General features: G+C 41.7%; 22 protein-coding genes. 18 read left to right on the top strand and 4 right to left on the bottom strand.

The features are described from left to right. Nucleotides 1–127 precede the first annotated feature (127 nt). Entirely contained in the window at nt 128–553 is a 426-nt protein-coding gene (locus AC0L13_RS09065; protein ID WP_473646137.1) for a DUF2621 domain-containing protein, read from the bottom strand. 119 nt (nt 554–672) lie between these two features. Here AC0L13_RS09065 and AC0L13_RS09060 point away from each other — a divergent pair, with 119 nt between their 5' ends. The 5 genes from AC0L13_RS09060 (at nt 673) to AC0L13_RS09040 (ending at nt 2,868) form a co-directional block, all read left to right on the top strand. Continuing rightward, nucleotides 673–891, top strand: a complete 219-nt coding sequence (locus tag AC0L13_RS09060) for a DUF1659 domain-containing protein (protein WP_473646135.1) — start codon at nt 673–675, stop codon at nt 889–891. Between the two features lie 20 nt (nt 892–911). Next, complete coding sequence (locus AC0L13_RS09055; protein WP_473646133.1) at nt 912–1,130, top strand: DUF2922 domain-containing protein; 219 nt, start codon at nt 912–914, stop codon at nt 1,128–1,130. Between the two features lie 213 nt (nt 1,131–1,343). After that, the gene (locus AC0L13_RS09050; RefSeq protein WP_440499282.1) at nt 1,344–1,472 is read left to right on the top strand and encodes a YvrJ family protein; all 129 of its coding nucleotides are present in this window, start codon (nt 1,344–1,346) and stop codon (nt 1,470–1,472) included. 110 nt (nt 1,473–1,582) lie between these two features. Further along, nucleotides 1,583–2,182 (top strand): SCO family protein, encoded by a 600-nt coding sequence (locus tag AC0L13_RS09045; protein ID WP_473646130.1) that lies wholly within the window; start codon nt 1,583–1,585, stop codon nt 2,180–2,182. Nucleotides 2,183–2,208: 26 nt separating this feature from the next. Further along, nucleotides 2,209–2,868 (top strand): lytic transglycosylase domain-containing protein, encoded by a 660-nt coding sequence (locus AC0L13_RS09040; protein WP_473646128.1) that lies wholly within the window; start codon nt 2,209–2,211, stop codon nt 2,866–2,868. Nucleotides 2,869–2,919: 51 nt separating this feature from the next. Here AC0L13_RS09040 and AC0L13_RS09035 read toward each other — a convergent pair whose 3' ends face one another. Both AC0L13_RS09035 and AC0L13_RS09030 read right to left on the bottom strand, forming a co-directional pair. Beyond that, the gene (locus AC0L13_RS09035) at nt 2,920–3,174 is read right to left on the bottom strand and encodes a GlsB/YeaQ/YmgE family stress response membrane protein (protein ID WP_473646126.1); all 255 of its coding nucleotides are present in this window, start codon (nt 3,172–3,174) and stop codon (nt 2,920–2,922) included. 111 nt (nt 3,175–3,285) lie between these two features. Further along, nucleotides 3,286–3,831: a cysteine hydrolase family protein gene (locus tag AC0L13_RS09030; RefSeq protein ID WP_473646928.1), complete on the bottom strand. Its 546-nt coding sequence runs from the start codon at nt 3,829–3,831 to the stop codon at nt 3,286–3,288. Between the two features lie 276 nt (nt 3,832–4,107). Between AC0L13_RS09030 and acnA the strand changes: the two genes are divergently transcribed. From acnA to AC0L13_RS08970, 12 genes are all read left to right on the top strand, one after another. After that, nucleotides 4,108–6,822 (top strand): aconitate hydratase AcnA, encoded by a 2,715-nt coding sequence (gene acnA / locus AC0L13_RS09025; RefSeq protein ID WP_473646124.1) that lies wholly within the window; start codon nt 4,108–4,110, stop codon nt 6,820–6,822. 175 nt (nt 6,823–6,997) lie between these two features. Next, nucleotides 6,998–9,232, top strand: a complete 2,235-nt coding sequence (locus AC0L13_RS09020; RefSeq protein WP_473646121.1) for a YcdB/YcdC domain-containing protein — start codon at nt 6,998–7,000, stop codon at nt 9,230–9,232. Nucleotides 9,233–9,446: 214 nt separating this feature from the next. Further along, nucleotides 9,447–11,675 carry a PepSY1/2 domain-containing protein gene (locus AC0L13_RS09015; protein WP_473646119.1) on the top strand — a complete coding sequence of 743 codons (2,229 nt, stop codon included), beginning with the start codon at nt 9,447–9,449 and terminating at the stop codon, nt 11,673–11,675. Between the two features lie 587 nt (nt 11,676–12,262). Beyond that, the gene (gene thrS, locus AC0L13_RS09010; protein WP_473646116.1) at nt 12,263–13,459 is read left to right on the top strand and encodes a threonine--tRNA ligase; all 1,197 of its coding nucleotides are present in this window, start codon (nt 12,263–12,265) and stop codon (nt 13,457–13,459) included. A 125-nt stretch (nt 13,460–13,584) separates the two neighbouring features. Further along, on the top strand, nt 13,585–14,454 hold the full coding sequence (locus tag AC0L13_RS09005; RefSeq protein ID WP_473646114.1) for an alpha/beta fold hydrolase: 870 nt from the start codon (nt 13,585–13,587) through the stop codon (nt 14,452–14,454). A gap of 111 nt (nt 14,455–14,565) precedes the next feature. Beyond that, the gene (gene fosM, locus AC0L13_RS09000; protein ID WP_473646925.1) at nt 14,566–14,988 is read left to right on the top strand and encodes a FosM family fosfomycin resistance protein; all 423 of its coding nucleotides are present in this window, start codon (nt 14,566–14,568) and stop codon (nt 14,986–14,988) included. A gap of 86 nt (nt 14,989–15,074) precedes the next feature. Next, nucleotides 15,075–15,638 carry a DUF2441 domain-containing protein gene (locus tag AC0L13_RS08995; protein WP_473646112.1) on the top strand — a complete coding sequence of 188 codons (564 nt, stop codon included), beginning with the start codon at nt 15,075–15,077 and terminating at the stop codon, nt 15,636–15,638. A 222-nt stretch (nt 15,639–15,860) separates the two neighbouring features. Next, entirely contained in the window at nt 15,861–16,286 is a 426-nt protein-coding gene (locus AC0L13_RS08990) for an acyl-CoA thioesterase (RefSeq protein WP_473646923.1), read from the top strand. After that, a complete protein-coding gene (locus AC0L13_RS08985) occupies nt 16,286–16,603 on the top strand; it encodes a hypothetical protein (protein WP_473646110.1) in 318 nt (105 codons plus the stop codon). The genes AC0L13_RS08990 and AC0L13_RS08985 overlap by 1 nt, the downstream gene beginning before the upstream one ends. 294 nt (nt 16,604–16,897) lie before the next feature. Next, nucleotides 16,898–18,118 (top strand): ATP-grasp domain-containing protein, encoded by a 1,221-nt coding sequence (locus AC0L13_RS08980; protein WP_473646108.1) that lies wholly within the window; start codon nt 16,898–16,900, stop codon nt 18,116–18,118. 26 nt (nt 18,119–18,144) lie between these two features. After that, nucleotides 18,145–18,552, top strand: coding sequence for a CotY/CotZ family spore coat protein (locus tag AC0L13_RS08975; protein ID WP_473646105.1), 408 nt, complete (start codon nt 18,145–18,147; stop codon nt 18,550–18,552). A 104-nt stretch (nt 18,553–18,656) separates the two neighbouring features. Then, nucleotides 18,657–20,822 (top strand): YheC/YheD family protein, encoded by a 2,166-nt coding sequence (locus AC0L13_RS08970; RefSeq protein ID WP_473646103.1) that lies wholly within the window; start codon nt 18,657–18,659, stop codon nt 20,820–20,822. Nucleotides 20,823–20,861: 39 nt separating this feature from the next. Here the strand turns inward: AC0L13_RS08970 and AC0L13_RS08965 are convergent, their stop codons facing one another. Beyond that, entirely contained in the window at nt 20,862–22,079 is a 1,218-nt protein-coding gene (locus AC0L13_RS08965; RefSeq protein WP_473646101.1) for an ATP-grasp domain-containing protein, read from the bottom strand. Nucleotides 22,080–22,254: 175 nt separating this feature from the next. Here AC0L13_RS08965 and AC0L13_RS08960 point away from each other — a divergent pair, with 175 nt between their 5' ends. Next, nucleotides 22,255–23,670, top strand: coding sequence for a Mur ligase family protein (locus AC0L13_RS08960; RefSeq protein WP_473646100.1), 1,416 nt, complete (start codon nt 22,255–22,257; stop codon nt 23,668–23,670). Nucleotides 23,671–23,782: the final 112 nt, after the last annotated feature.

Raw genomic sequence — 23,782 nt, 5'->3', positions numbered from 1 at the left:
CTCAGCGCTCGCCCGCGGAAAGCGTCCCCTTGAAGCGAAAATCAACGGTTTCTAATGGAGTAAATATCAAAAGGTGCCACCACAGAAATTCAGTGATAACTGAATTTTAGGGTAGCACCTTTTTGGATCAATCAAATAAATGCTCATAAGGTGTAATATCGATTTCCATCGAGTCCAATTTTCTTCGTAAAAATTTATGATCGCGTTTTGGGGTAGCGACGATGTAGCCACGGATAATATGATCAAAGCCTATCGTCTTAGCACGATCCTCCAATGCAATCTGGCCGATTTTCGCACCGATCTTCTGTTTCGCGACATCGCGGAATAATTCCGGAACGGGGCTGACGAGTTCATTCAATAGATCTTTCGCTTCCTCATTCCAGAGATGAAGGGATTCATTCACATAATGTTCTTCCCAGTCAAGCGTCGATTTGCCGTCTGCCTTCGGAAACACTTTCAGGAATTTGCGGAACATGAAAAAGCCCCCGATTCCGAAAAGTACGATCAGGACGACACACCAAAAAATGATGAACCATATAAACAAGTCTTGCAACTGTCTTCACCTCTTCCATTCTACTCCCCATTATAAGAGCTTTTTCAAAAAAGTACACGGACAAAGTATCCTTTTTCACTTCCACGGTCTATATAACGTGTGAAAGGAGGGGAAAGCAAATGGCGACAATCGAATTCAGGCATGCAGTCGGAAAAGTGTTTTTCGACGGCGGTATGACAGAAGATGGGAAAATGATCCGCAAATCAAAAACCTATCGCAATCTGGCAGAAGGGGCTACAGCAGAAAATCTGTATAACGCTCTTTCACAATTGGCACAACTGTCCGAATTTCCGTTTATAGGAGCGGAGAAAGTGGAAACAGCAGACATTATGAACTAATGAAAAAGGGGGAATGAGAAATGGCAACAACATTACAATTGAACTTTCTAACAGCTGCAGGGAAGCAGACGTCAATCACTGTAGATGAGCCAAAGAGCGGATTGACGCCTTCCGAGGTGGAGGCTGCCATGCAGCAAATCATCAGTTCGGGTGTATTTGAAGTAGATGGCTCTCTGCTTGAATCAGTGAAAGGCGCCCGAATCATCGAGCGTACTGTCACCGAACTTGTAAAGGCATAATCGTATTTGGCTCCCAGTCCCGCGCTGGGAGCCTTTTGAATTCAGTAATCCATCTACATGCGTTCTACGCTTTATCAATCTAGCTACGGCGCCAGAGTCTCGGGGGCATAAGTCAAAGTTGCTGTGTGGCAAAAACCGCCACTTCGCATCTTTACCTTATGCCCATCGCCTCTAGGCAGGCGCCCTACGCTTTATGAGAGAGGAGGTTTCAAAATGGAACAATGGCTGGAACTTATACAGCAGATCGGATTTCCGATATTTGTATCATTCTATCTGTTGCACCGGCTTGAAACGAAACTAGAAGCGATCCACAGTGCACTCGTTTCATTAAATGTGAAGTGAACTTCACTGAAACGTCAATGTTTTGACAAGAAGGATTGGCCCGTACGGTTGTTTGATAAGCACCTATCCACTATGATAAAGTAAGTATTGAAAAGTGGAGGAGTCTATATATGCGCAAAAAAATCTTTTTATCATCCATCATGATGCTTATGCTATTATTGAGCGCATGTTCAATGGGCGGATTCAAAGCTGATCACAAGTATAAGATTGATCCGTTTGAGTTCACGAATCAGCATCATGAACAAGTATCTCTCGACGATTTGAAGGGAACTGTCTGGATTGCCCAGTTTGTCTTCACGAACTGTGAAACCGTTTGTCTGCCGATGATGGCTAATATGGCAGATCTTCAGCAGATGCTGCAGGACGAAGGCGTCGAAGATTATAAGATCGTTTCATTCAGTGTAGACCCAAAAATCGATACGCCAGAAACATTGCAAGAGTACTTGGATACATTCGATCCTGTCGATCAAAGCAAATGGGAAATGTTGACCGGCTATAGCCAGGAAACGATTGAAAACTTGGCAATTGGTTCTTTCAAGACATTCGTCAGTAAAACGCCAGGAGTGGATCAAGTCACTCACGGTACTGCATTCAGTTTGATCAATAAAGAGGGAGTGTCAGTGAAGACGTATAACGGCGCAGAAGATGTGCCATACGAAGATATTGTAAAAGATATGAAAGCGCTCATTAAAGAAGAGCCTAAATCGTAACAATTTGAACGGAAAAGGGTGGTGCAGTGAAGAAGAAGAAAAAGGGGTTATCCATTAAAACGAAGATTTTCATGATCGTTTTGCTCATCCCCGTCGCTGTAACCACCTTCACCCTATCGGCAATCATTTGGACAGGCATCCAAAACCCCGAACTCATAAAGAAATCGGCAAGCACTTTGCTGGAATACCAAGATCGTCACACTGCTTTAGTTATTCCAGAGGAGTATATTCCGATCTATAAAGCGGCGGCGGAGGAATATAGTGTTCCTTGGACACTTCTCGCTGCCCATCATCGAATAGAAACCCGGTTTTCAACGATGGATCCATTGTTATCTCCTGCGGGTGCTGAAGGGCATATGCAGTTCATGCCCTGCACATTTGTAGGCTGGGGATATCCAGGGTGCGAAGGTCTTGGAAAAGGGAATATACCTGACAAGGACAAAACAGATCCTGCTGTCATTCAAAAGTATGGCGGGTATGGAGTTGACGCGAACGGCGATGGGATTGCCGATCCTTTTGATATTGAAGATGCTATCTTCAGCGCAGCTAATTATTTATCCAAAAGCGGGGCTGCCGATGGTGAAATTGAAAAGGCGATATTCCATTACAATCATAGCGACAAGTATGTAGAAGACGTATTATGGTTCTTCAATGAATTTGAAACCCAAAGACTTCAGAACGAATAAAAAGAGCGTCAAGAGATTTTCTCTTGACGCTCTTTTTTACACTTTTTTCGCTTAAGTTGCCTTACGCATTGATTTCATGATCAAGCTCACAATAAATACGAGGATGATCGCGCCGAGCAATGCAGGAAGGATATAGAAGTCCGAAACTCTAGGACCCCAGTCTCCGAGCAACATTCCACCGACCCACGCGCCGATAATACCTGCAATGATATTGCCGATGATTCCGCCTGGAATGTCCTTTCCTAAAATAAGGCCCGCGAGCCAACCGATAATTCCACCGATAATTAGAAACCAAATAAAGCTCATTTGCTCCATCTCCTTTTTAGTGATTCATAATTGCTTATGTAGTATTTGAATATCCGTTTATTCCATACATTAAACATCTATCGCAATTGAATCACCAAAAAAGGGGAATCGTTACCGGATGACTGTAGCTCCCAAAGTCTTCTCAAAATGACGCAGTGCCCATTCATGGCCTGCCGGATCAAAGCTTGCCACACCTTTTTTATGGATGACGATAGCAAAGCCACGATTATAGGCGTCGACAGCTGTGTGAAGAATGCATATATCTGTACAAACACCTACAAGATGCAATTCGGTTATGCCACGTGCACGTAGCTGTAATTCAAGATCCGTTCCTGCAAATGCACTAAAACGCGTTTTATCCATCCAAATGATTTGATCTTTATTCGTTTCGTACAAAGTGTGCAACGCACCATATGGAGCCCGTCCTACAGTACCTTTAATATTGTGGGGAGGAAACAGCTTCGTTTCAGGATGGTATGGATCATTTTCTTCGTGAAGATCGACAGGCATTATGACGAGATTCCCTTCTTTCAAAAATTCCTTCGTCAAGTCGACAATATACGTTTCCAAGTCGATGCCGGGTTGACCGCACGTCAATGCGCCATCCTCCGCAACGAAATCATATGTGTAATCAATTACTAACAACGCCTTTTTCAACAATCCCACTCCCTTTAACTCATTTTCCATTCCATCATGCCACATATAGAGAAAAAATTCAGTAGAATTCTATCAGATGAATCCAAAACTTTGCATGAATGAGTTTTTCAGAATATACTTTACGGTGAGCTGCTTTTCTATGCCTTCATACATATGGTCATCATGTTTTCTTATGAAAGACTATAATTTTTATGTATTTTACTTATCAACGCACCTGTACTATGATGGAGTAGAGAAACGCTTACACACAACCCTTTCAATAAAGGAGGAATTACAATGGCAAAAAGCAATTTGCACAATAGCCGCCAATCATTCGAATTGAATGGCAAGACGTATAACTACTATCGTCTAAAAGCCCTCGAAGAAGCCGGTATTGCAAATATTTCCAAACTACCATACTCAGTAAAAGTGCTACTTGAATCCGTCCTGCGCCAACATGACGGTTATGTGATCAAAGATGACCACGTTGAAAACTTGGCAAAATGGGGCAAGGATGCAGATAAGGACGCTGAAGTTCCTTTCAAACCTTCCCGCGTTATCCTGCAAGACTTCACTGGAGTTCCAGTTGTCGTTGACCTTGCGTCTCTTCGGTCAGCTATGGCTGAAATGGGCGGAGACCCGAACAAAATCAATCCGGAAATCCCGGTTGACCTCGTCATCGATCACTCGGTACAAGTTGACCGATATGGTTCTGAGGATGCGCTTCGCTTGAATATGGAACTTGAATTCGAACGTAACGCTGAGCGTTATCAATTCCTAAGCTGGGCACAAAAAGCGTACGATAACTATCGTGCTGTTCCTCCAGCAACTGGTATCGTTCACCAAGTTAACCTTGAGTACCTTGCAAGCGTTGTACACGCAATCGAAAACGAAGACGGCACATACGAAACATACCCAGATACACTTGTCGGAACAGACTCCCATACAACAATGATCAACGGTATCGGTGTTCTTGGATGGGGTGTTGGTGGTATTGAAGCAGAAGCAGGTATGCTTGGTCAACCTTCATACTTCCCAATTCCAGAAGTAATCGGTGTTAAACTTGTTGGCGAACTTCCAAACGGTACAACTGCAACTGACCTTGCGTTGAAAGTGACACAAACACTTCGTGCACATGGCGTTGTTGGTAAATTCGTCGAGTTCTTCGGACCTGGCGTATCGAAATTACCACTTGCAGACCGTGCGACAATTGCGAACATGGCTCCTGAATATGGTGCAACTTGCGGTTTCTTCCCAGTTGACGAAGAATCCCTTGACTATATGCGCCTAACTGGCCGTGAAGAAGAACATATCCAAGTCGTTAAGAAATATCTTGAAGAAAACGATATGTTCTTCACACCAAATAACGAAGAGCCTACTTACACAGAAGTGATCGAAATCGATCTTTCTAAAATTGAAGCGAATCTTGCTGGTCCGAAACGTCCACAAGATATGATTCCGCTAACAGAACTACAACGTTCTTTCAAAGATTCTGTTGTAGCTCCTGAAGGGAACCAAGGCTTCGGATTGACTCCGAAAGAATTCGAAAAGCAAGGTACTGTCGAGTTCGCTGACGGTCGTACTGTCGGCATGAAAACAGGAGACCTTGCAATCGCAGCGATTACTTCTTGTACAAACACATCGAACCCTTACGTTATGTTAGGTGCTGGACTTGTTGCGAAGAAAGCTGTCGAAAAAGGACTTACACCTCCCGCATACGTGAAAACATCACTTGCACCAGGTTCGAAAGTCGTTACTGGCTATTTGGAAGACTCCGGTCTCTCAAAATACTTGGATCAAATCGGATTCAACACAGTCGGTTACGGTTGTACAACATGTATCGGAAACTCCGGTCCGCTTCTTCCTGAAATCGAAAAAACGATTACAGAAAACGACCTATTAGTTTCTTCGGTACTTTCCGGTAACCGTAACTTCGAAGGACGTATCCATCCGCTCGTAAAAGCGAACTACTTGGCTTCACCGCCACTTGTTGTCGCTTACGCGCTAGCTGGAACAGTCGATATCGACTTCGAAAAAGATCCAATCGGCAAGGCGAAAGACGGTACAGATGTATACTTCAAAGACATCTGGCCATCTTCGGAAGAAGTGAAGGAAGTCGTAAAATCGACGGTTACTCCTGAACTATTCCGTAAAGAATATGCTCGCGTATTCACAGAGAACGAAGCTTGGAATGCAATCGAGACAACTGACGATTCTTTATATGATTTCGATGAGAACTCGACATACATCCAAAATCCTCCGTTCTTCGAAGGTCTCTCAAAAGAGCCTGCTGATATCGAAACGCTATCCGAACTCCGTGTTATCGGTAAATTCGGCGATTCAATTACAACGGACCATATTTCTCCTGCAGGTGCTATCGGCAAAGATACACCAGCTGGTAAATACTTGCGCGAACGCGGCGTTGAGCCACGTTACTTCAACTCATACGGTTCCCGCCGTGGTAACCATGAGGTAATGATGCGCGGTACATTCGCGAATATCCGTATCCGTAACCAAATTGCAAAAGGTACAGAAGGCGGATTCACAACATACTGGCCAACAAAAGAAATCTGCCCGATCTACGACGCAGCAATGCGTTATCAGGAAGATGGAACTGGCCTAGCAATCCTTGCAGGCAAAGACTACGGTATGGGCTCTTCACGTGACTGGGCTGCAAAAGGTACTTCATTACTCGGTATCAAAACAGTTATCGCTGAAAGCTATGAGCGTATCCACCGTTCAAACCTTGTCATGATGGGTGTTCTTCCACTTCAATTCTTGAATGGGGAAAGCGCTGAAACACTTGGCCTAACAGGCGAAGAGGAAATCAGTGTAAATATCGCGGAAGGCGTAAAACCACGCGATATCCTGAAAGTGACAGCAACCGCAAAAGACGGCTCTGTTAAAGAGTTCGACGTATTAGCTCGTTTCGACTCAGAAGTTGAAATCGACTACTACCGTCACGGCGGAATCCTACAAATGGTTCTTCGTGATAAAATGAAAAATAACTAATAAATACAACAAGGGCGTCCGAGTAAATCGGGCGCCTTTTCTATATGTTTTATTTACATAAGCAAGGCTTTCTAAAAGTCATGTACCTTTGTCTCGGTATTTTCTTCATCGGACAATCATACAATCTAGCGATTGCTTAAAAACATACTAAGAAATGTAACTTAGGAGGATTATTTTGGCAAATGTAAAAAAACTAGGTATGATTGTTACTTCTACTGTCTTGTCTTTTGGCATGTTTTCATCGATTGCAAATGCTTCACCTACAGAGCAAGGACAACCAGAAAAAGTACGGATCCAAGTTGCTTCCACTGACAATGTCATCACGAAAGAACAATTGGTCAAAAAGTTTAGAGAGATGTTCCCGAACCAGTTTGATTTCTTAAAGACTAGTGATTTTCAAATGAACAGTTCACATATTTATCCTGAGGACGAAACGGTGCGGCATGACCTATATTTCACCAAAATGATTGATGGAAAACGAGTGTACGGACATATTGGATTTGTTGGTGAGGACTTGGACATTGAATACTTTTCCTATCAACCTCCTAACGTAAAAGATGCTTTGTTCCCTGCAAAAGTATCTAAAGAAGAAGCAAAGAAAATTGCAGAAGATTTTATGAAAAAATTTCTTGATGGAAAAGACTATCAGTTAGAAGCAGACACATACAATTATTATCCGCAGCAAATCTTAACAGAGCCGATCCGCTATTCCTTTACATTCTCACGAACAAAAAATCAGGTTTCCATCGCTGACCAAAGAATGGATGTGTCCGTATTAGGAAATGGGGAAGTCGTCAGCTTTTACAAGATGTTTCCACAATCTACAGCTGGCACTTTTGCTGATGGTACACAATTAAAAGATAAGAATGAAATGGTAAAGCAAGTGAAAGCAAATCTATCTGTAGATTTGAATTATCAAATTAACTATGATTATCAAACAGGTGATCGTAGTGCAGAGCTCATCTATCGACCAACAGCAAAACTACAAGGTGTTGAAGCGGCAACAGGGAAATGGATGACTGCAGAGGGTTATACAACAGATCTTCCAGGAAAAACAAAAATTGAAGCAATTACAGAGAAACCTCTTCCGGCAAAACAAGACGGGATTACGGTAGAAGAAGCAAAGAAAATCGCTGAACAATTTCTTGCCATTGATTCGGATAAAGTAAAGTTAAAAATCGAGTCGATCCATGAAATGGAGAATTACAACGGGCAAGAAGTCATTTATGTCCAATATATGTATCAACATGCGACAGGCGGTTCAGGATCAGGCATAGAGATTAATAAAAAGACAGGGGAAGTTCTTAGCTACTACAACATGAAAGATCATCTACTTACCGAAGTTGGGGAAGATCCTAAAAAAGATAACGCCCTTTCCAAGCAGGAAGCGCTCACGCAAGCTGTGAAGTATGTAAAAGAATGGATTCCATCCTATCTTCACATGTATGCAATGCCTGTCGATGAACCATATTTTGACGAAAGATTAGGCACGTATCAATTTGCCTTCCCAAGAATTATGAATGGAATTATCGTTACGGGCGATCAGATTCATGTCGGGATTGCGGGTGACGGATCTTTGAATAGCCTAAATGTCAATTATCAAGAGATGGAAAATTGGCCATCAAGCGACAATGTCATTTCCGTGCAAGAGGCAAAAAAGATTTTAGAAGAGGCACTTACTCTAAAACTCACGTATATGAAACATGCTAAAAATGAAAAGGAAAATCACTATGACCTCGTATATTTACCTGTTTTCAACAATGACCCATTTAGTTATGTAAATGCCAATACCGGGGAATGGAATAACTTATTTAATGGCAAAGATTCAATAACCGTGACACATCCTTCGGCGGAAGAGGAGCTCAATTATCTTATTAACGCCAAAGTGCTGGAAGTGAAAGATGTGAAAACCTTTAACGGCGATGCTTCCATTTCAAGAGGGGAAGCATTGAAAGTGCTCATGAAATCACTCACCTATTTCTATCACGGCAGTTATTATTACGGTCAGGAAAACACGAATCAAACGTTTGAAAATATCGACCCGAAACATCCGTTATATCAGGAAATTGAACGTGCTGTTGAAACTGGAATCATCAAAGCGGATAGTAAGAACTTTGATGTCGATGCACCAATTACAAGAGAAGAACTTTCGGTTTGGATGATCCGCGTAATGGGGCTTGAGAAAGCTGCAAAAGATAGCAGCATCTTTACGCTAGGCTTTGAGGATGCCGATAAGGTGAAGTCTTCGAATGCAGGTTATGTTGCGATGGCCAGCTCAATGGGCTTACTACAAGCAGAGCAAAACCGGTTCTACCCTGATCGCGAAGTGACATACGCAGAGTTGGCGGTGTCGACGATCCGCCTAGCGCATGCAATTGCTGAGAGCGGAAGAGGTCTTCAGTATTATTAACTGACAAACGATAGTAGATGTTTTACGGCCGCATTCACCCCTTTAGTGGGAAGGATGCGGCTTTTTCATGTCTTACTAAAATATACAAAATTTTACTTTACTTAATAGTATCAAACGTATATAATATACATAATTATTAAACAATTTATATATTTTGTCATTCTAAAAGAGATATATAAATTAAAAATAGAGAAATGAGCTTAGGAGGGGTATTTTGGCAAAGTTTAAGAAAGTAGGTATGATTTTATCTTCATCTGTTTTGTCATTTGGTATGTTTTCATCAATTGCGGATGCTTCAACTACAGAGGATGGACAACCAGAAAAAGTACGGATTCAAGTCGCTTCCACAGATATTGCAATCTCCAAAGATGAGTTGATCGAAAAGTTCAGGAAAATATTCCCGAACCAATTTGACTTTTTAACGAATAGTGATTTTCATGTGAGAAGTGCGCATATTTATCCGGATGATGAGACGGTAAGGCATGGCCTAGTTTTTACAAAGACTATTAGCGGGAAGCAAATTTACGGTAATATAGGTTTTGTTGGAGAAGAACTGGAAATCGAGAATTTTTCCTACCAACCGCCTAATGTCACAGATGCTTTGTTCCCTCCAAAAGTTTCAAAAGAGGAAGCAAAGAAAATAGCGGAAGATTTTATGAAGGAATTTCTAGACGGAAAAGACTATCAACTAGAAACGAACACTTTTAACTACTATCCTCAACAGATTTTAACTGAGCCGATTCGTTACTCATTTACTTTTGCGCGTACAGAAAACCAAGTCTCCATTGCGGACCAAAGAATGGAAGTATCGGTTCTAGGGAACGGTGAAATCGTTGGTTTTTACAAGTCCCGACAGTCTACATCATCCAGCTATGAAGACGCCACAAAAATAAAAGATAAGGATGAATTGATAAAGAAAATAAAAGAAAATCTATCTGTTGATTTGAATTATCAAGTTAACTATGATTACCAAACGGGTGACCGCACTGTCGAGCTCGTCTACCGTCCAACAGCAAAATTGCAAGGCATCGAAGCAGCAACAGGGAAGTGGATGACTGCAAACGGTTACACATCGGACTTTCCTGGAGAAACAAAAATTGAAAAGGTTACTGCAAATCCACTCCCAGCAAAACAGGACGGAATAACAGCGGAAGAAGCGAAGAAGATTGCCGAACAATTTTTGGCGATTGATTCTGATAAAATAAAATTAAATATTGAATCCATTCAGGAAATAGAGAACTATAATGGAATGCCAGTTATTTCTGTACAATATATGTATCAGTATAGAACTGGCGGAAGTGGATCGAGTATAGAAATAAATAAAAACACAGGCGAAATTATCAACTACCACAATATGAAGGATCACCTGTTATCGGATTTCGGAGAGGATTCTAATAAAGAGAACAATCTTTCCCAACAGGAAGCACTCAGCCAAGCTGTGAAATTTCTAAAAGAATGGGTCCCTTCCTATCTGCATAACTATGCAATGCCTGTAGGAGAACCTTATGTTGACGAACGACTAGGTTCGTATCAGTTCACATTCCCAAGAATCGAAAATGGCATTATCGTCAATGGCGATCAGATCAGTGTAGGAATAGCGGCTGACGGTTCTTTAAATAGCCTGAATGTTGGTTATCAAGATATAGAAAACTGGCCATCGAGCGATAACGTGATTTCCACAGAAGAAGTAAAAACAATTTTTGAAGAGGCACTTGACCTTAATCTTACGTATATGAAGCATTCTAAAAATGAAAAGGAAAATCATTATGATCTCGTCTATGTACCTGTATTTAACGAGGAACCATATAGTTATGTGAATGCGCATACAGGGGAATGGAATAACTTGTTTAATGGCAAAGATTCAATAACCGTTTCACATCCTTGGGCGGAAGAGGAGCTCAATTATCTTATTAACGCCAGAGTATTGGATGTAAAAGAAGGGAAGAGCTTTAATCCTGATGCTGCCATTTCAAAAGGGGAAGCGTTGAAAGTTATAATGAGCTCACTTACCTATTTCTATCGTGGCGGTCATTACTACGGTCAGGAAAACACGAACCAGACATTTGAGAATATAGACTCTAAACACCCGTTATATCAGGAAATCGAGCGTGCGGTTGAATTGGGCATTCTCAAAGCGGATAGTCAGAACTTTGATGTCGATTCGCCGATCACAAGAGAAGAACTTTCGGTATGGATGATCCGTGTACTAGGTTTAGAGCAGGCAGCAAAGGATAGCAGCATCTATAAGGTTGATTTTGAAGATGCCGATAAGGTGCAATCTCCGAACATTGGTTATGTAGCAATGGCAAACTCGATCGGCTTAGTAAAAGCGGAGCAAAACCAATTTAATCCTAATCGTGAAGTGACATATGCGGAGTTGGCGGTGTCAACGATCCGACTAGCGCATGCATTTGCTGAAAGCGGGAGAGCTCTGCGTTATTAAGTAATGGCTATTGACATTAATAAAAACGTCACATATAATACAATACAATTAATTATCAATAAACAAGCGTTGAGAAGGACATGAATCATTTTGGAAGCTTTGCCAGAGAACAGGACCATGGCTGGAAGTCCTGTAGCGGAAAAGATGTTTTACCACCTTCAAGCTATCATGGAGGACTGCTTAGCAGAAAACTATGATCGGGAGACCGTTATCATTTGAAGCGTCATGCTTTTTAAGTATGGCGAAATCAGGGTGGCACCACGACCGCATTCGTCCCTTTATTGGGGAAGAATGCGGTCTTTTTTAATTTTATACGAAGCGTTGAGAAGGACATGAATCATTTCGGAAGCTTTACCAGAGAACAGGACCATGGCTGAAAGTTCTGTAGCGGAAAAATGATTTACCACCTTTAAGCTATCGTAGGGGATTGCACTTGGCAGGAAACTATGATCGGGAGACCGTTATCAATTGAGCGCCACGTTTTTTTAAACATGGCGGAATCAGGGTGGTACCACGACCGCATTCGTCCCTTTACTAGGGAGGAATGCGGTTTTTTATTTTATATACACAACATAGGAGGAATAACAATGTCAGTACAAATGGATATCGAAAAAAGGAATCATCGTAAATTAGGCCAGGAGCTTGAATTGTTCATGTCGTCAGAGGAAGCGCCAGGTATGCCGTTTTATTTGCCGAAAGGAATGATTGTACGAAATGAGTTGGAACAGTTCTGGAAACGGAAGCATCAGGAGGCGGGGTATGAGGAGATTAAGACTCCGATTATGATGAAGCAGGAGTTATGGGAGCAATCCGGACATTGGGATCACTATCATGAAAATATGTACTTTTCCGATGTGGATGAACAGCAATATGCATTGAAACCGATGAATTGTCCAGGGGCGATGCTCATATTCAACCATAAACGGAGAAGTTACCGGGAATTGCCAATCCGTTATGCGGAATTAGGTTTAGTGCATCGTCATGAATTATCCGGCTCATTGAATGGACTATTGCGTGTTCGTGCATTTACACAAGATGATGCGCATCTATTCGTTCGGAAAGATCAAATTGAGCGGGAAGTGGATCATGTATTGGATTTGATTGACGATATTTATTCGGAATTCGGTTTCAGTTATGAAGTTGAATTATCGACAAGGCCGGAAAATTATATGGGATCCGTCGATTTGTGGAATGAAGCGGAACAGTCGTTGGAAGAGGTGTTGAAACAAAGAGGAATGGCCTATCGCATTAATGAAGGGGACGGCGCTTTTTATGGTCCGAAAATTGATTTTCACATTTTGGATTCGCTAGGACGGAGCTGGCAATGCGGCACAGTTCAACTGGACTTCCAAATGCCTGAGAAGTTCAATTGCCGATACATTAATGAAGAGAATGAGCTTGAGTTTCCGATAATTATCCATCGTGCTATTTTCGGCTCAGTTGAGAGATTCCTTGCCATTCTCGTTGAGCATTATGCGGGAGAATTTCCGTTGTGGCTTGCACCTGAACAAGTAAGGATCATTCCGATCGCCGATAAGCATGTATCTTATGCTGAAGAATTGAGGAAAGAGCTTGCGGCAAAGGGATATCGTGTGAAAGTGGATGACCGTGCTGAAAAGATGGGGTTGAAAATTAGAGAATCAGAGAAGCAGAAAGTTCCTTATATGATGATCGTTGGTGATCAGGAGGTTGAAAAACAAATGGTTTCCGTCCGGAAACGGAAAGAAGGGGATATTGGGCAATTGAAGGTAGAGGAAGTGTTCAATGTGCTGAAAAAGAATTGATGTGTTGACTTTACAAAACAAGGGCTAGGCAAATGAACAGCTTAGTCCTTTCTATGTTTCATTTCAAAATCGATAGAGTTATAATTAACTATAGTTGGAAAATATCGAATTATGGGGGCTTGGATATGTGGGTACAACGTTTGATTGACACAGCGCGAGGGACTTTTGAAGTTTTTGAAAAAGGGGAAGGCGAGCCATTAGCCGTCACTCATCTATACAGTGAATACGATGAACGGGGAAATGCGTTCGCGAACCCGTTTACGGATCATTATCATGTCTATCTCATCAACTTGCGTGGAGCGGGAAAATCGGAAGGTGCGCAATCAGATGAGCAATATAGCATGAAGGAATCCGTATTGGATTTGGAAGCGATACGGGAAGCGCTCCAATTGCCGAAATGGGGATTTGCAGGACATTCGACCGGGGGCATGTTGGCTCTTGTGTATGCTGTCATGAGAGAAGAATCTTTAACGAAAATCATCGCTGGCGGTGCTGCAGCAAGCGTAGAGTATAGTGCGGATCCAGGCAGTATGTATTGCAGAGAAAATCCGAACTTCGAACGCATCATTGAAATAATGGATCGACTCGATACACCAGACGTAGCATTGGAGGAAAGACGAGCTTTAGGCCGTGAATGGAATTTGATGTCTTTTCATTCGGAGGAGAAAATGGATTCCGCTTTTCAGAAGCCGAATAGCGGCAAGACGGTCGGGGACCGATTGACGTATTTCAGAAAAGTGGATTGCAAGACGTATGATGTCAGGGAAGACTTAAAGCAAATTGACTTGCCGGCTTTTATATACGCAGGTAAATACGATGCCCAATGCCCGCATAAATTCGGTGTTGAAATAGCAGAGTGCCTTCCTAACGCTCAATTCACCTCGTTTTTACATAGCAACCATTATCCGTTTTTTGAGGAAGAGGAAGAATTCAGTGCGTTTGTTGGAAGTACATTGAAAACAATTGAAGAAGTGATATCACCTGGCCAGCTATAATTAAAAGTGTCATACATAATGGCTGATATACAAAAGATATACTACAAAAATTTATGAATTAACTTCTTCAGGAGGCAAGTAATGCAAAACCATTTATTCCGGGGGGAAATGATGTTTGTAAAAGGACTAAATCATATATTGTTTTCAGTTTCCGACTTGGAACAGTCGATAAAATTTTACCATGATGTTTTTGAGGCTAAGTTGTTGGTTAAAGGGAAAAGCACTGCATATTTTGATTTGAGCGGTATTTGGTTAGCTCTTAATTTGGAAGAAGATATTCCCCGTAGTGAAATTAGTCAATCATATACACACGTTGCTTTTTCAATTGAAGAAGCAGATTTTGATATTATATATAACCGGTTAGAAAGATTAGATGTAACTATTTTAAGCGGTCGTCCAAGAGATAAAAGGGATAAGAAGTCGATTTATTTTACCGATCCTGATGGACATAAGTTTGAATTTCATACTGGTACTTTACAAGACAGATTAAACTATTATAAAAAAGATAAACCGCATATGGAATTTTATGATTGAAATTTTAATAGCTTAATTAGGGTAATGGGAGGCGTATTAAGATAGAAAATAAAATAGTTGCATACCATATCGTCACAAATAAGAAGATGGAACTTGGGCAGATCATTCATTTTAACGACTGTCAACACAACACATTGTATCGCTTCTTTTTTGAAAAAGAACTAGTGAATTCCCAAGGAAAGGACGCTTTACAGATCTTACAAGGTCACTATACAAGTGATGGCTTACATTTGGATAAGGCAGATGCCGAAGTGGTTAGCAGATATATGGGCCAAACGATCAGAGCCGTTAGAGAAGTAATAACAGAAATGGTGAGATTACAAGAGTATCCCCATTATCCTTCCAGATTATCGTGCTTATACGCTGCCAAAACATACGAAGACGCATTAAAATGGAAAGAATTGTTCGACTCCTATAATCGAAACGTTTTACAGATTGTTAAATTGCGAGTGCAAGGAAGTTGCTTTGAAGGGGATGCCAACCTTCTACCAAAAGAAGATGGTGTGCCTTTCGCCAAAAAAATTGCCCAAGCGAAAGATTATTGGAAGGGCAATGTAAAAAACGAACTTCCTGAGCTATTGATTAATGGTGCAATTGAAGTTGTAGAGATCATTGATGATTTTTCACAAGAAATTGAAATAAAAATTTAATCCACTTTATTAGTTGATTGAAGTGCAAAGCGGCGACTCCGACGGGAACGGCGTTTGCGAGCACAAGCGTAGCGTTGCGAGCAGGATATTGTAGGCTACTGCCCGCGGAAAGCGTCCGCTTGGAACGGAAATCAACGTTTCTTAACTCAATCAATAAGTTACACAAACAGCAATATTCCTTCCTCTTTTGTATAATTGACAACAGAGGTGATGAAAGTGTCAATGTTTGTCAGTGAAAAAGAAGTAGAAATCCGGTATGCGGAGACGGACCAGATGGGCGTCGTCTATCATGCCAATTACTTAGTATGGATGGAAATTGGCCGAACGAGCCTTATTCAAGATCTAGGCTTTACATACGCTGGTCTCGAGGCCGAAGGATATCTTTCCCCTGTTATTGATTTATCCATTCAATATAAGGCGGCCATGAGATACGGGCAGAAAGCAACCGTTCGGACGTGGGTAGAGTCCCATGGGAAACTACGGACTGTGTACGGCTACGCAATCCTTCATGAGGATGGGACCGTTGCCGCAACCGCCACTTCCGAACATATTTTAGTGAAAAAGGACAGTTTTAGACCGGTTTCATTGCGAAAAATCGATCCTGAATGGGATGCCAAGTATATGGAAATCTGCCGGGTGACGGACTGATGGCGTTCGGTATTAATCGCGCCGAATTGAAAGCGTGGAAAGAAGCGGTCCAAGCTGGAGAAATCGCTTTTCTCACCCACTACTGGCTCGATGATCGTTTCCCGGGCTGTAAAACGGTAACGAAGGCGGGTTGCACAGATCTTGCTAAATTAATCGAATGGGGAAAGAGATACGGGTTAAAGCCTGAATGGATCGACCATCGTGAAGATTATCCTCATTTCGATCTTTTCGGCAAAACAGAGTTGCAAGCATTGCTGGATGCTGGTTTGATGGAGCAAGTGAATCGATTCAATTTATTGGATAAGCATGAGGGATAGCCCTTCATGCTTCAGAGTGTAGACAAAGTCGTTTTTTGACTTTGTCTACACTCTATTTTTATGGGATTAGCTATAAATTAGGATTCCCTCAGCCTGATTGAAAACGCTTGTCAGCCTAGGCGCGAAGTCGAGCGAAGACGCGAATAGAACTAAAGTTCATGAGCGGACGAGCGAAACGAGCAACAACGGATGCGAGCGTTTGTCAACAGGCTGAGGCATGAGGGATAGCCCTTCATGCTTATTTTATTTGCCTAAAGCATTATTGTACATTCGCATACAATTGAAAGAAGAGGATTGTCTTCATGGAAGGATGAAATAATGGGGGCAATTGTGTTTATCGGAACATCTGCAACAGGATCGAGCATGGACGCATTAGCAGCTGCGAGTCGGTTAGGATATGCAGCGATTTTGATGACGAATCGAAAATCATTTTTGCGAAGACAGCTTGAAGACATTCAAATCATTTATATGGAATCATTGGAGGAAGGAATGGTTCGGAAGCGAATTGGCCAAATCATACAATCAGGTCACGACATTAAAGCAATTATCAGTTTTGTCGATCCGTATGTATCCATGGCTGCGAAACTTTCCAATGAATTTTGTGGTTCCGTCATTTCCTACGGCGCATTGAAGTTAATGGAAGATAAAATGACGACTCGTCTTGCATTGCAAAACAATCGGGCGTCATGTCAGTTTGAAATAATCACTACAGAAACAGCTACACGATGCATAATGAAATACCCTTTCATTATGAAAAATCCGTTTTCTAACGGATCAAAAGATGTCTATTTCATTGAAAATGAAAAGAGTTATGAACTTGCAGTAAAGAGACTGACAAATCGACTACCCGGAAAGCAGCTTCTTGTTGAAGAATTCATAGAAGGTCCCCAATATATTATCGAAGTCGTCGTCGTAGAGGCTACTCCGATTATCGTTGCCATCATTCAGCAGGAAATCAGTCAGGATTACACATTCATTGTCACAGCGTACGATGTTGTTACAACGATGGATGAAGTAGATTATAGGAGTTTATGGAAGACAGTCAATGGTATTGTCTTAGAAATCGGCCTTCATCACGGGGCGTGCCATTTTGAGATGCGCCTTTCTCAAGATGGCTGGAAACTGATAGAACTGAATCCCCGAATTTCAGGCGGTGCGATGAACCGTATGATTGAGGAGGCTTTTCGTATAAATCTAGTTCAAGAAACGATCCAACTCTATGTTGGCGAAGAGCCGAATTTAATAAGAAGGAAACAGATGTCAGTCCATACCACTTATATAACGGTCCATAGCACAGGGTATCTATTGGAGATAGATGGAGTCGAACATGCTGCTTTATGTCCTGGAGTTGTAGACGTCCAAGTGAAACCGCCGATCGGTTCAATCATGATGCCGCCATTATCAATGGGAAATCGATACGGATATGTGATGGCCGTCGGCGAATCAACGGATGTGGCAAAGGAACGAGCAGAACACGCGGTCAAGTTAATCAAATTCTATGTGGAACCGTTATAAAAAAGATAAAAAAAGGAGGGGTTCAGTTGAAACGGTGCAACTTATGCGAAGAAATGAAAGATTTATTGAAAGAGCAACAATCGCTTGCGGAATTCGGCAAAGGATTTCGTTTCATTCATATGACCGATTCGAAGGACACGATCCCCTTCATGCTGCAAACGAAGCAATCCACCTCTTTCACCGCAATTACGAATGGAAACATTACTCCTTATTTTAGATTGGAAAAAATTGATGAAGAAACTTGCATTGCGCAATTATCTTTACTTCAACCTGTCGATTTGAAAGGTCAGCCCCCTCTTACTGACCAGCATCTTTATGCGTTTAAAAAAACTTCCGATTTCATCTTCGTAAAACTTTGCGGCTTTAGAGAAATCATCCCGTTATCTCATGAACTTGTTGGCCGTCCATTGCCGATTATCGAGTCAAAGGCATAGGAAAGGAAAACTAAATATACCGCTTGTAAACTCTTGTCCTTATCACTTCAGATGCGCATGAATGTACTAGAGAGAACCGTCAATAAGAGTAAAGGGGGATTTTAATGACGATTATAGGCATGCTGCATCATCGGAAGGATCCGGAAACGGTCATGAAAGCTTATGCTTTTGCAGCGGTAGCTCAAGCGGAAGGAGCGACATTTTACTATTTCTCGCCCGGAGAAGTGAACTTTTTGAATCGTACGATCAAAGGACAAGTGTATGAAAAAGGTGAATGGAAATCGAAAGTCATGCCATTTCCGAATGTCATCTACAATGCAGGGAGTCCAGAGAAATTATCGAAGTCGAGAGAGATCATCGATAAATTGAGAAGAGAAATACCTTTTACGACATATTCAATCGGCAATAAATGGAGCGTCAGCCGTCGATTGAAGGAAGCAAAGGATTTTGCTAGCTATTTAATACCTACTGAAGTCGTGAAGAATGCGGATCATTTTTTCAAATTTATATCGGCCTTTGAAAAAGTAGTATTCAAACCGATCGATGGACGGAAAGGAAAAGGGATTTTTTTTATTGTGCAAGAAGAAGGACGTTTCACTGTTAAAGGAGAAGGGACGAACAGGACGTACGGAAAATCACAATTAAATGGATTCATCAAACAGAAATTATCGAAAGAGACATTCATCGTCCAACCGTATATTCAATCGGTGACGAAGACAGGGCAAGTTTTCGACTTCAGGCTGCATGTTCAAAAAGATGGCAATGGCGAATGGGTCATTACGACAATTTATCCACGGATCGCACCTCAAGGTTCCATCATTGCTAACATCAATAGTGGCGGTTACACGAACTATTTAGATCCTTTTTTGGAGCATGAATTTAAGAACGAGGCATTCAACATCCGAAAGAAACTGGAGTTCTTTTCATTATCTTTAGCAAAACATTTGGATGAATTGCAAATGGAGAAATTCGGTGAAATGATCGATGAAATCGGAGTCGACGTCGGAATGGATGAACAACGGAAGCTATGGATCTATGAAGTGAACTGGCGTCCGGGCTGTCCACCGGCATTTTACTTGGAGTTGGACGTTGTCAAAAACACAATTAAGTATGCTATGTATTTGGCTAAAAACCAAAAAGCCATCCAGCTGAAAATCAAGGAAGTAAAGCGGAAAAAATCTGCCAAATCTATAGAGACGCCAATCATCGCCATTACCGGAAGCGCGGGCAAAACAACGACGAAAGCATTCCTATCATCCATCCTATCAAAGAAATGGAATGTCTTTGAATCGAAAGATTATTGGAATACGACGGAACATACGAAAAAGCATGCCGCTGAGATCAACTCCTCCCATCAGGCAGTTGTCTTGGAATATGGCATGGCCTATCCGGGTGTTATTACCGAGCATTGTCGGATCATCCAGCCAAATATGTCGATAGTGACGAATGTAGGATTGGCGCATGTCGGAAACTTCAACGGTGATCCAAGGGGAGTTGCAAAAGCAAAGTCTGAATTGATTCATGGGATGGATCAATATGGAGTGCTTTGCCTAAATCGTGACAACGACAATTCACGATTTTTGGAAACACAGAATTTCAAAGGAAAGACAATTACGATCGGCATTCAGAAGCAAGCGGATTACCGTGCATATGATGTCCAATACACGGACCAGGGCATGGGCTTTAAATTGAAGCTCCACAATGAAGAAGTCGAGCTATTCATCCCGATATTCGGAGAGCATCATGTGTATAACGCATTATCCGCAATTGCAATAGCGGACCAATTAGGATTTTCACCAATGGAAATTAAAACAGGTCTCATTTTCAAAAAACCACCACGCCGATTAACAATCTACAATTGCAAGGACAACATTACCATGATTGACGACACCGTCCACTCCCATCCGGAAGGAGTGCGAGCAGCAATCGACGTCCTTGTCAATCTTGCGAAGCATAGAAAGATCGCCATCATCGGACAAATGAGGGAACTCGGTGATATACGTGAAAAGGAATATCGGAAACTAGGAGATTATATTAAGCAGCAGGGGATCGATGTGTTAATCACATATGGTTTCCGTACGGAGGAAATCGGTGCCCAAGCTTTAAAAAGAGGAATGGCTGCAGATAAGATCCATCATTTCACCGATCGGGAGAAGCTGCATGCCTTGCTGTCAAAACTCATTCAGAAAGATGACACCATCCTTATTAAAGGCGCTAGTAAAACAAATATGTTTGAAACCGTCAAATTCATCGACCAAAACTATAGTTGAACGAAAGAAAGGACTCCGTTTTTGTAGGAGTCCTTTCTTCTATTGTTGTAAGTGGAATTTTATTTGTTCTGCAGCCTTTTTCGCCAATACTTTTGCAGTTTCCATCGTTCCACCCTTGGCAATTACGTATGCGTACCGGTGACCCATTGACAGTGGCGGCATGAGTTGTGTCCCTTTTTTCGGCTTCACATACACTTCCACGACGCCAGGAGAATTTCTCGCCTTTTTCTTACCGGTCACTTTTTCCAAAATCCCTTTTTGGTCGATAATGACATATTGGGTGAATACGAAATATCGATGCTTCTGGACTAAGGAAGGTTTTTCACCTAAATATAATTTTAACGTTTCTTCGACTAAGTCAAAACCAAAAGCAGCTTTCAGCATATTATTCATCGCTCCACCTGAAATCCTTGGATTGATTTCTATAAGACGCCATCCGTTTTCCGTCAAACGCATTTCAACATGCAGTGCTCCATTTCGAATGTCGAATTTCTCGACGATGGATTCGAGCACTTTCATAATGCTATCGTTTAAGTGCTTCGGCACAATTGCAAACACACCATACCCAGTTACGATAAAACGCTTACCGTACGTGATTTCCTGTTGGACGACACCTGCAATATGAATTTTCTTTTCATGGACAATTGCTTCTACTAGATACTGATCTCCTTCGATGAATTCCTCGATAATAATCGATTCCAACGGATCCTTTTCTTTCAATTTTCGAATGTGACGCTTCAGCTGCTCCAAATCGGAAGCTTGTAAAACATCCTTCGACCCCGTTGATGACGCCGATTTTACTATTAAGGGGAAATCAGGCAAAGTTTCTAATAATGCTGGGTCCAACATCGCTTTTGGGGATATTGTTAAATGTTTTGGGGAAAAGGGCAGCTCGTTTAATGAAGCCCTTGTCCCTGCTTTGTTTTCCATAATGTCTACGGCTTTCGAAGATGTACCGTTCGGACAGAACTCCTCACATAGTTTCAATGCACGGCCGACGTTCGAATCGACAAAACTGGCAATCGTCATTATTTCATTTCCTTTAGTTTTTAATGATCGGATCTCTTTTTGCATCGCAGCCAGATTAGTCGTATCGACGAATATCATTTCATGGACGTCTACATATTCATTTCGTTGCTTGATTTGCTTCTCATTATTTGTGAATAGCACTGTATAATAGCCGAGCCGTTCGGCAGCCCTGATCGCTTCTCTACTCGAACCCGATTTATTTGCACCGATAAAGATGATCGTTTTCAACAAGTCCACTCCTTCATATAAGACAACTCTATATAGGTTATGACCGAATAGTTTATGTACATGGTTATACATCTATAGGTCAGTAACTATCGACGATTTCTTATACGCAGGTTTTTCGTACAGGCTCTTCAAAAGGAAGGGCATACGATAGAAAAGGGGGAAGGGAGTGAACTAAATGAAACCTCTAACGACAGGATATATCCGCAAAATCATTTGTGGTAAATTGATCCATGGAAAAGATGATCTGCTTATACAACACGGTGCTTACCGATTAAAACAAGTAAGGCATACCCATACGATATTATTTTTGAAAAGAAATATTGTTAAGTGGGAAAGGCTGCAACCTTTTTATCCGATAGCAATCGTGACGGACCGGGAAATGGAAGTAAGCGGACGAACCGAGGATGTAACAATCATTAAAGTTGAAAATCTAGAAGAATCCTATTGGAAGTTCATCAACAACTACCGAGCGTCTATCAATATTCCTGTCATCGCCGTAACAGGAACATCCGGGAAAACGACGACAAAGGAAATGATTCGGCATCTATTATCTTTTAGTCGCAAAGTTGCACATACGAACAGTACAAATAATTCACGGACCGCACATTTGTCATATTTGCTCGGGATGGATGACACAACAGAAGCAGCTGTGTTTGAAACGGCGGTCGGCGCACCGGGCGATATTACAAATGCAGCAGCCTATTTGAAACCGACAATCGGGATTATCACGAACATCGGCGAGCATCACCTTAATTACTGCAAAACATTAGAAGGTTATATCGCTGCGAAAGGGGAAATGTGCAATGCTCTTCAACCAGGTGGGACTCTCATTATTAATGCGGATGATCGAAACACGAAGAATTTGGATTTAAAAAGCTTCAATGGAAAGATCATAACAATCGGCATTCATTCGAAATGCGATTTCAAAGCAAGCGAAGTCTGCTTTTCATCCGAAGGCATGTATATGACGCTCGAACATCAGCAAAAGAAATACAGAATGCTCGTGCCGGGTCTCGGTGAACACCAGATTTACAATGCACTAGCGGCCATTGCATCAGCCCACCAAATAGGCATGGGGCTTGCCGAAATTGCAGTCCGATTCAGGACTTTTCAGACGCTCAATAAACAATTGCAGCTAGTGGATGGGATAAATGGGGCAATAATCATCGATGACACATGGAGCATTACTACGACTTCATTGCAGGCGGCATTGAAAGTGTTGCAGGCGATAGAACCCTCTAAAAAGAAAATTGCAGTCATTGGAACAATAACCGACCTCGGCTCTTGGGGATATGCGATTCATGAAAAAGCTGGCGAAATAATCGCAGAAAGCAAAATCGATATGCTCCTTACGATCGGAAAGCATGCAAAAATAATGGCGGATACTGTTTCTAAAAAGGGCGTCGCAATTGAAGTCCATTCATTCAATAATCATATTCTTGCGTATGAATTATTAAAAAAAGTTGCAGCAGAGGATTCAATTGTGCTCGTTAAAGGTGACATGTTCAGTGAAGCGATCAAAAAGCTCTCCACCCTATTAAGAAAAAAGAATATACGGGCAGATAGGAAAATTGATAGGCAATCAACTTGAATCGATCGATCCGAAAATATTTTAACTACCCGATTTGGGACAAACACCAAGCCGCCTCCTTTCATTTATCAATATAGTAGAAGTAGTTCAAATAGAAAGGGGGGATAACATT

The sequence above is a fragment of the Sporosarcina sp. QA0331 genome, from assembly GCF_055808055.1.
This window is presented reverse-complemented; position numbering and strand designations above follow the sequence as displayed.

What these genes read in the sequence shown, in the direction of transcription:
- AC0L13_RS09060 (WP_473646135.1), top strand. Translation starts at nt 673, where the DNA reads ATGGCGACAATCGAATTCAGGCATGCAGTCGGAAAAGTGTTTTTCGAC.
- AC0L13_RS09055 (WP_473646133.1), top strand. Translation starts at nt 912, where the DNA reads ATGGCAACAACATTACAATTGAACTTTCTAACAGCTGCAGGGAAGCAG.
- AC0L13_RS09050 (WP_440499282.1), top strand. Translation starts at nt 1,344, where the DNA reads ATGGAACAATGGCTGGAACTTATACAGCAGATCGGATTTCCGATATTT.
- AC0L13_RS09045 (WP_473646130.1), top strand. Translation starts at nt 1,583, where the DNA reads ATGCGCAAAAAAATCTTTTTATCATCCATCATGATGCTTATGCTATTA.
- AC0L13_RS09035 (WP_473646126.1), bottom strand. Translation starts at nt 3,174, where the DNA reads ATGAGCTTTATTTGGTTTCTAATTATCGGTGGAATTATCGGTTGGCTC.
- acnA (WP_473646124.1), top strand. Translation starts at nt 4,108, where the DNA reads ATGGCAAAAAGCAATTTGCACAATAGCCGCCAATCATTCGAATTGAAT.
- thrS (WP_473646116.1), top strand. Translation starts at nt 12,263, where the DNA reads ATGTCAGTACAAATGGATATCGAAAAAAGGAATCATCGTAAATTAGGC.
- AC0L13_RS09005 (WP_473646114.1), top strand. Translation starts at nt 13,585, where the DNA reads ATGTGGGTACAACGTTTGATTGACACAGCGCGAGGGACTTTTGAAGTT.
- fosM (WP_473646925.1), top strand. Translation starts at nt 14,566, where the DNA reads ATGTTTGTAAAAGGACTAAATCATATATTGTTTTCAGTTTCCGACTTG.
- AC0L13_RS08995 (WP_473646112.1), top strand. Translation starts at nt 15,075, where the DNA reads ATGGAACTTGGGCAGATCATTCATTTTAACGACTGTCAACACAACACA.
- AC0L13_RS08990 (WP_473646923.1), top strand. Translation starts at nt 15,861, where the DNA reads ATGTTTGTCAGTGAAAAAGAAGTAGAAATCCGGTATGCGGAGACGGAC.
- AC0L13_RS08985 (WP_473646110.1), top strand. Translation starts at nt 16,286, where the DNA reads ATGGCGTTCGGTATTAATCGCGCCGAATTGAAAGCGTGGAAAGAAGCG.
- AC0L13_RS08970 (WP_473646103.1), top strand. Translation starts at nt 18,657, where the DNA reads ATGACGATTATAGGCATGCTGCATCATCGGAAGGATCCGGAAACGGTC.
- AC0L13_RS08960 (WP_473646100.1), top strand. Translation starts at nt 22,255, where the DNA reads ATGAAACCTCTAACGACAGGATATATCCGCAAAATCATTTGTGGTAAA.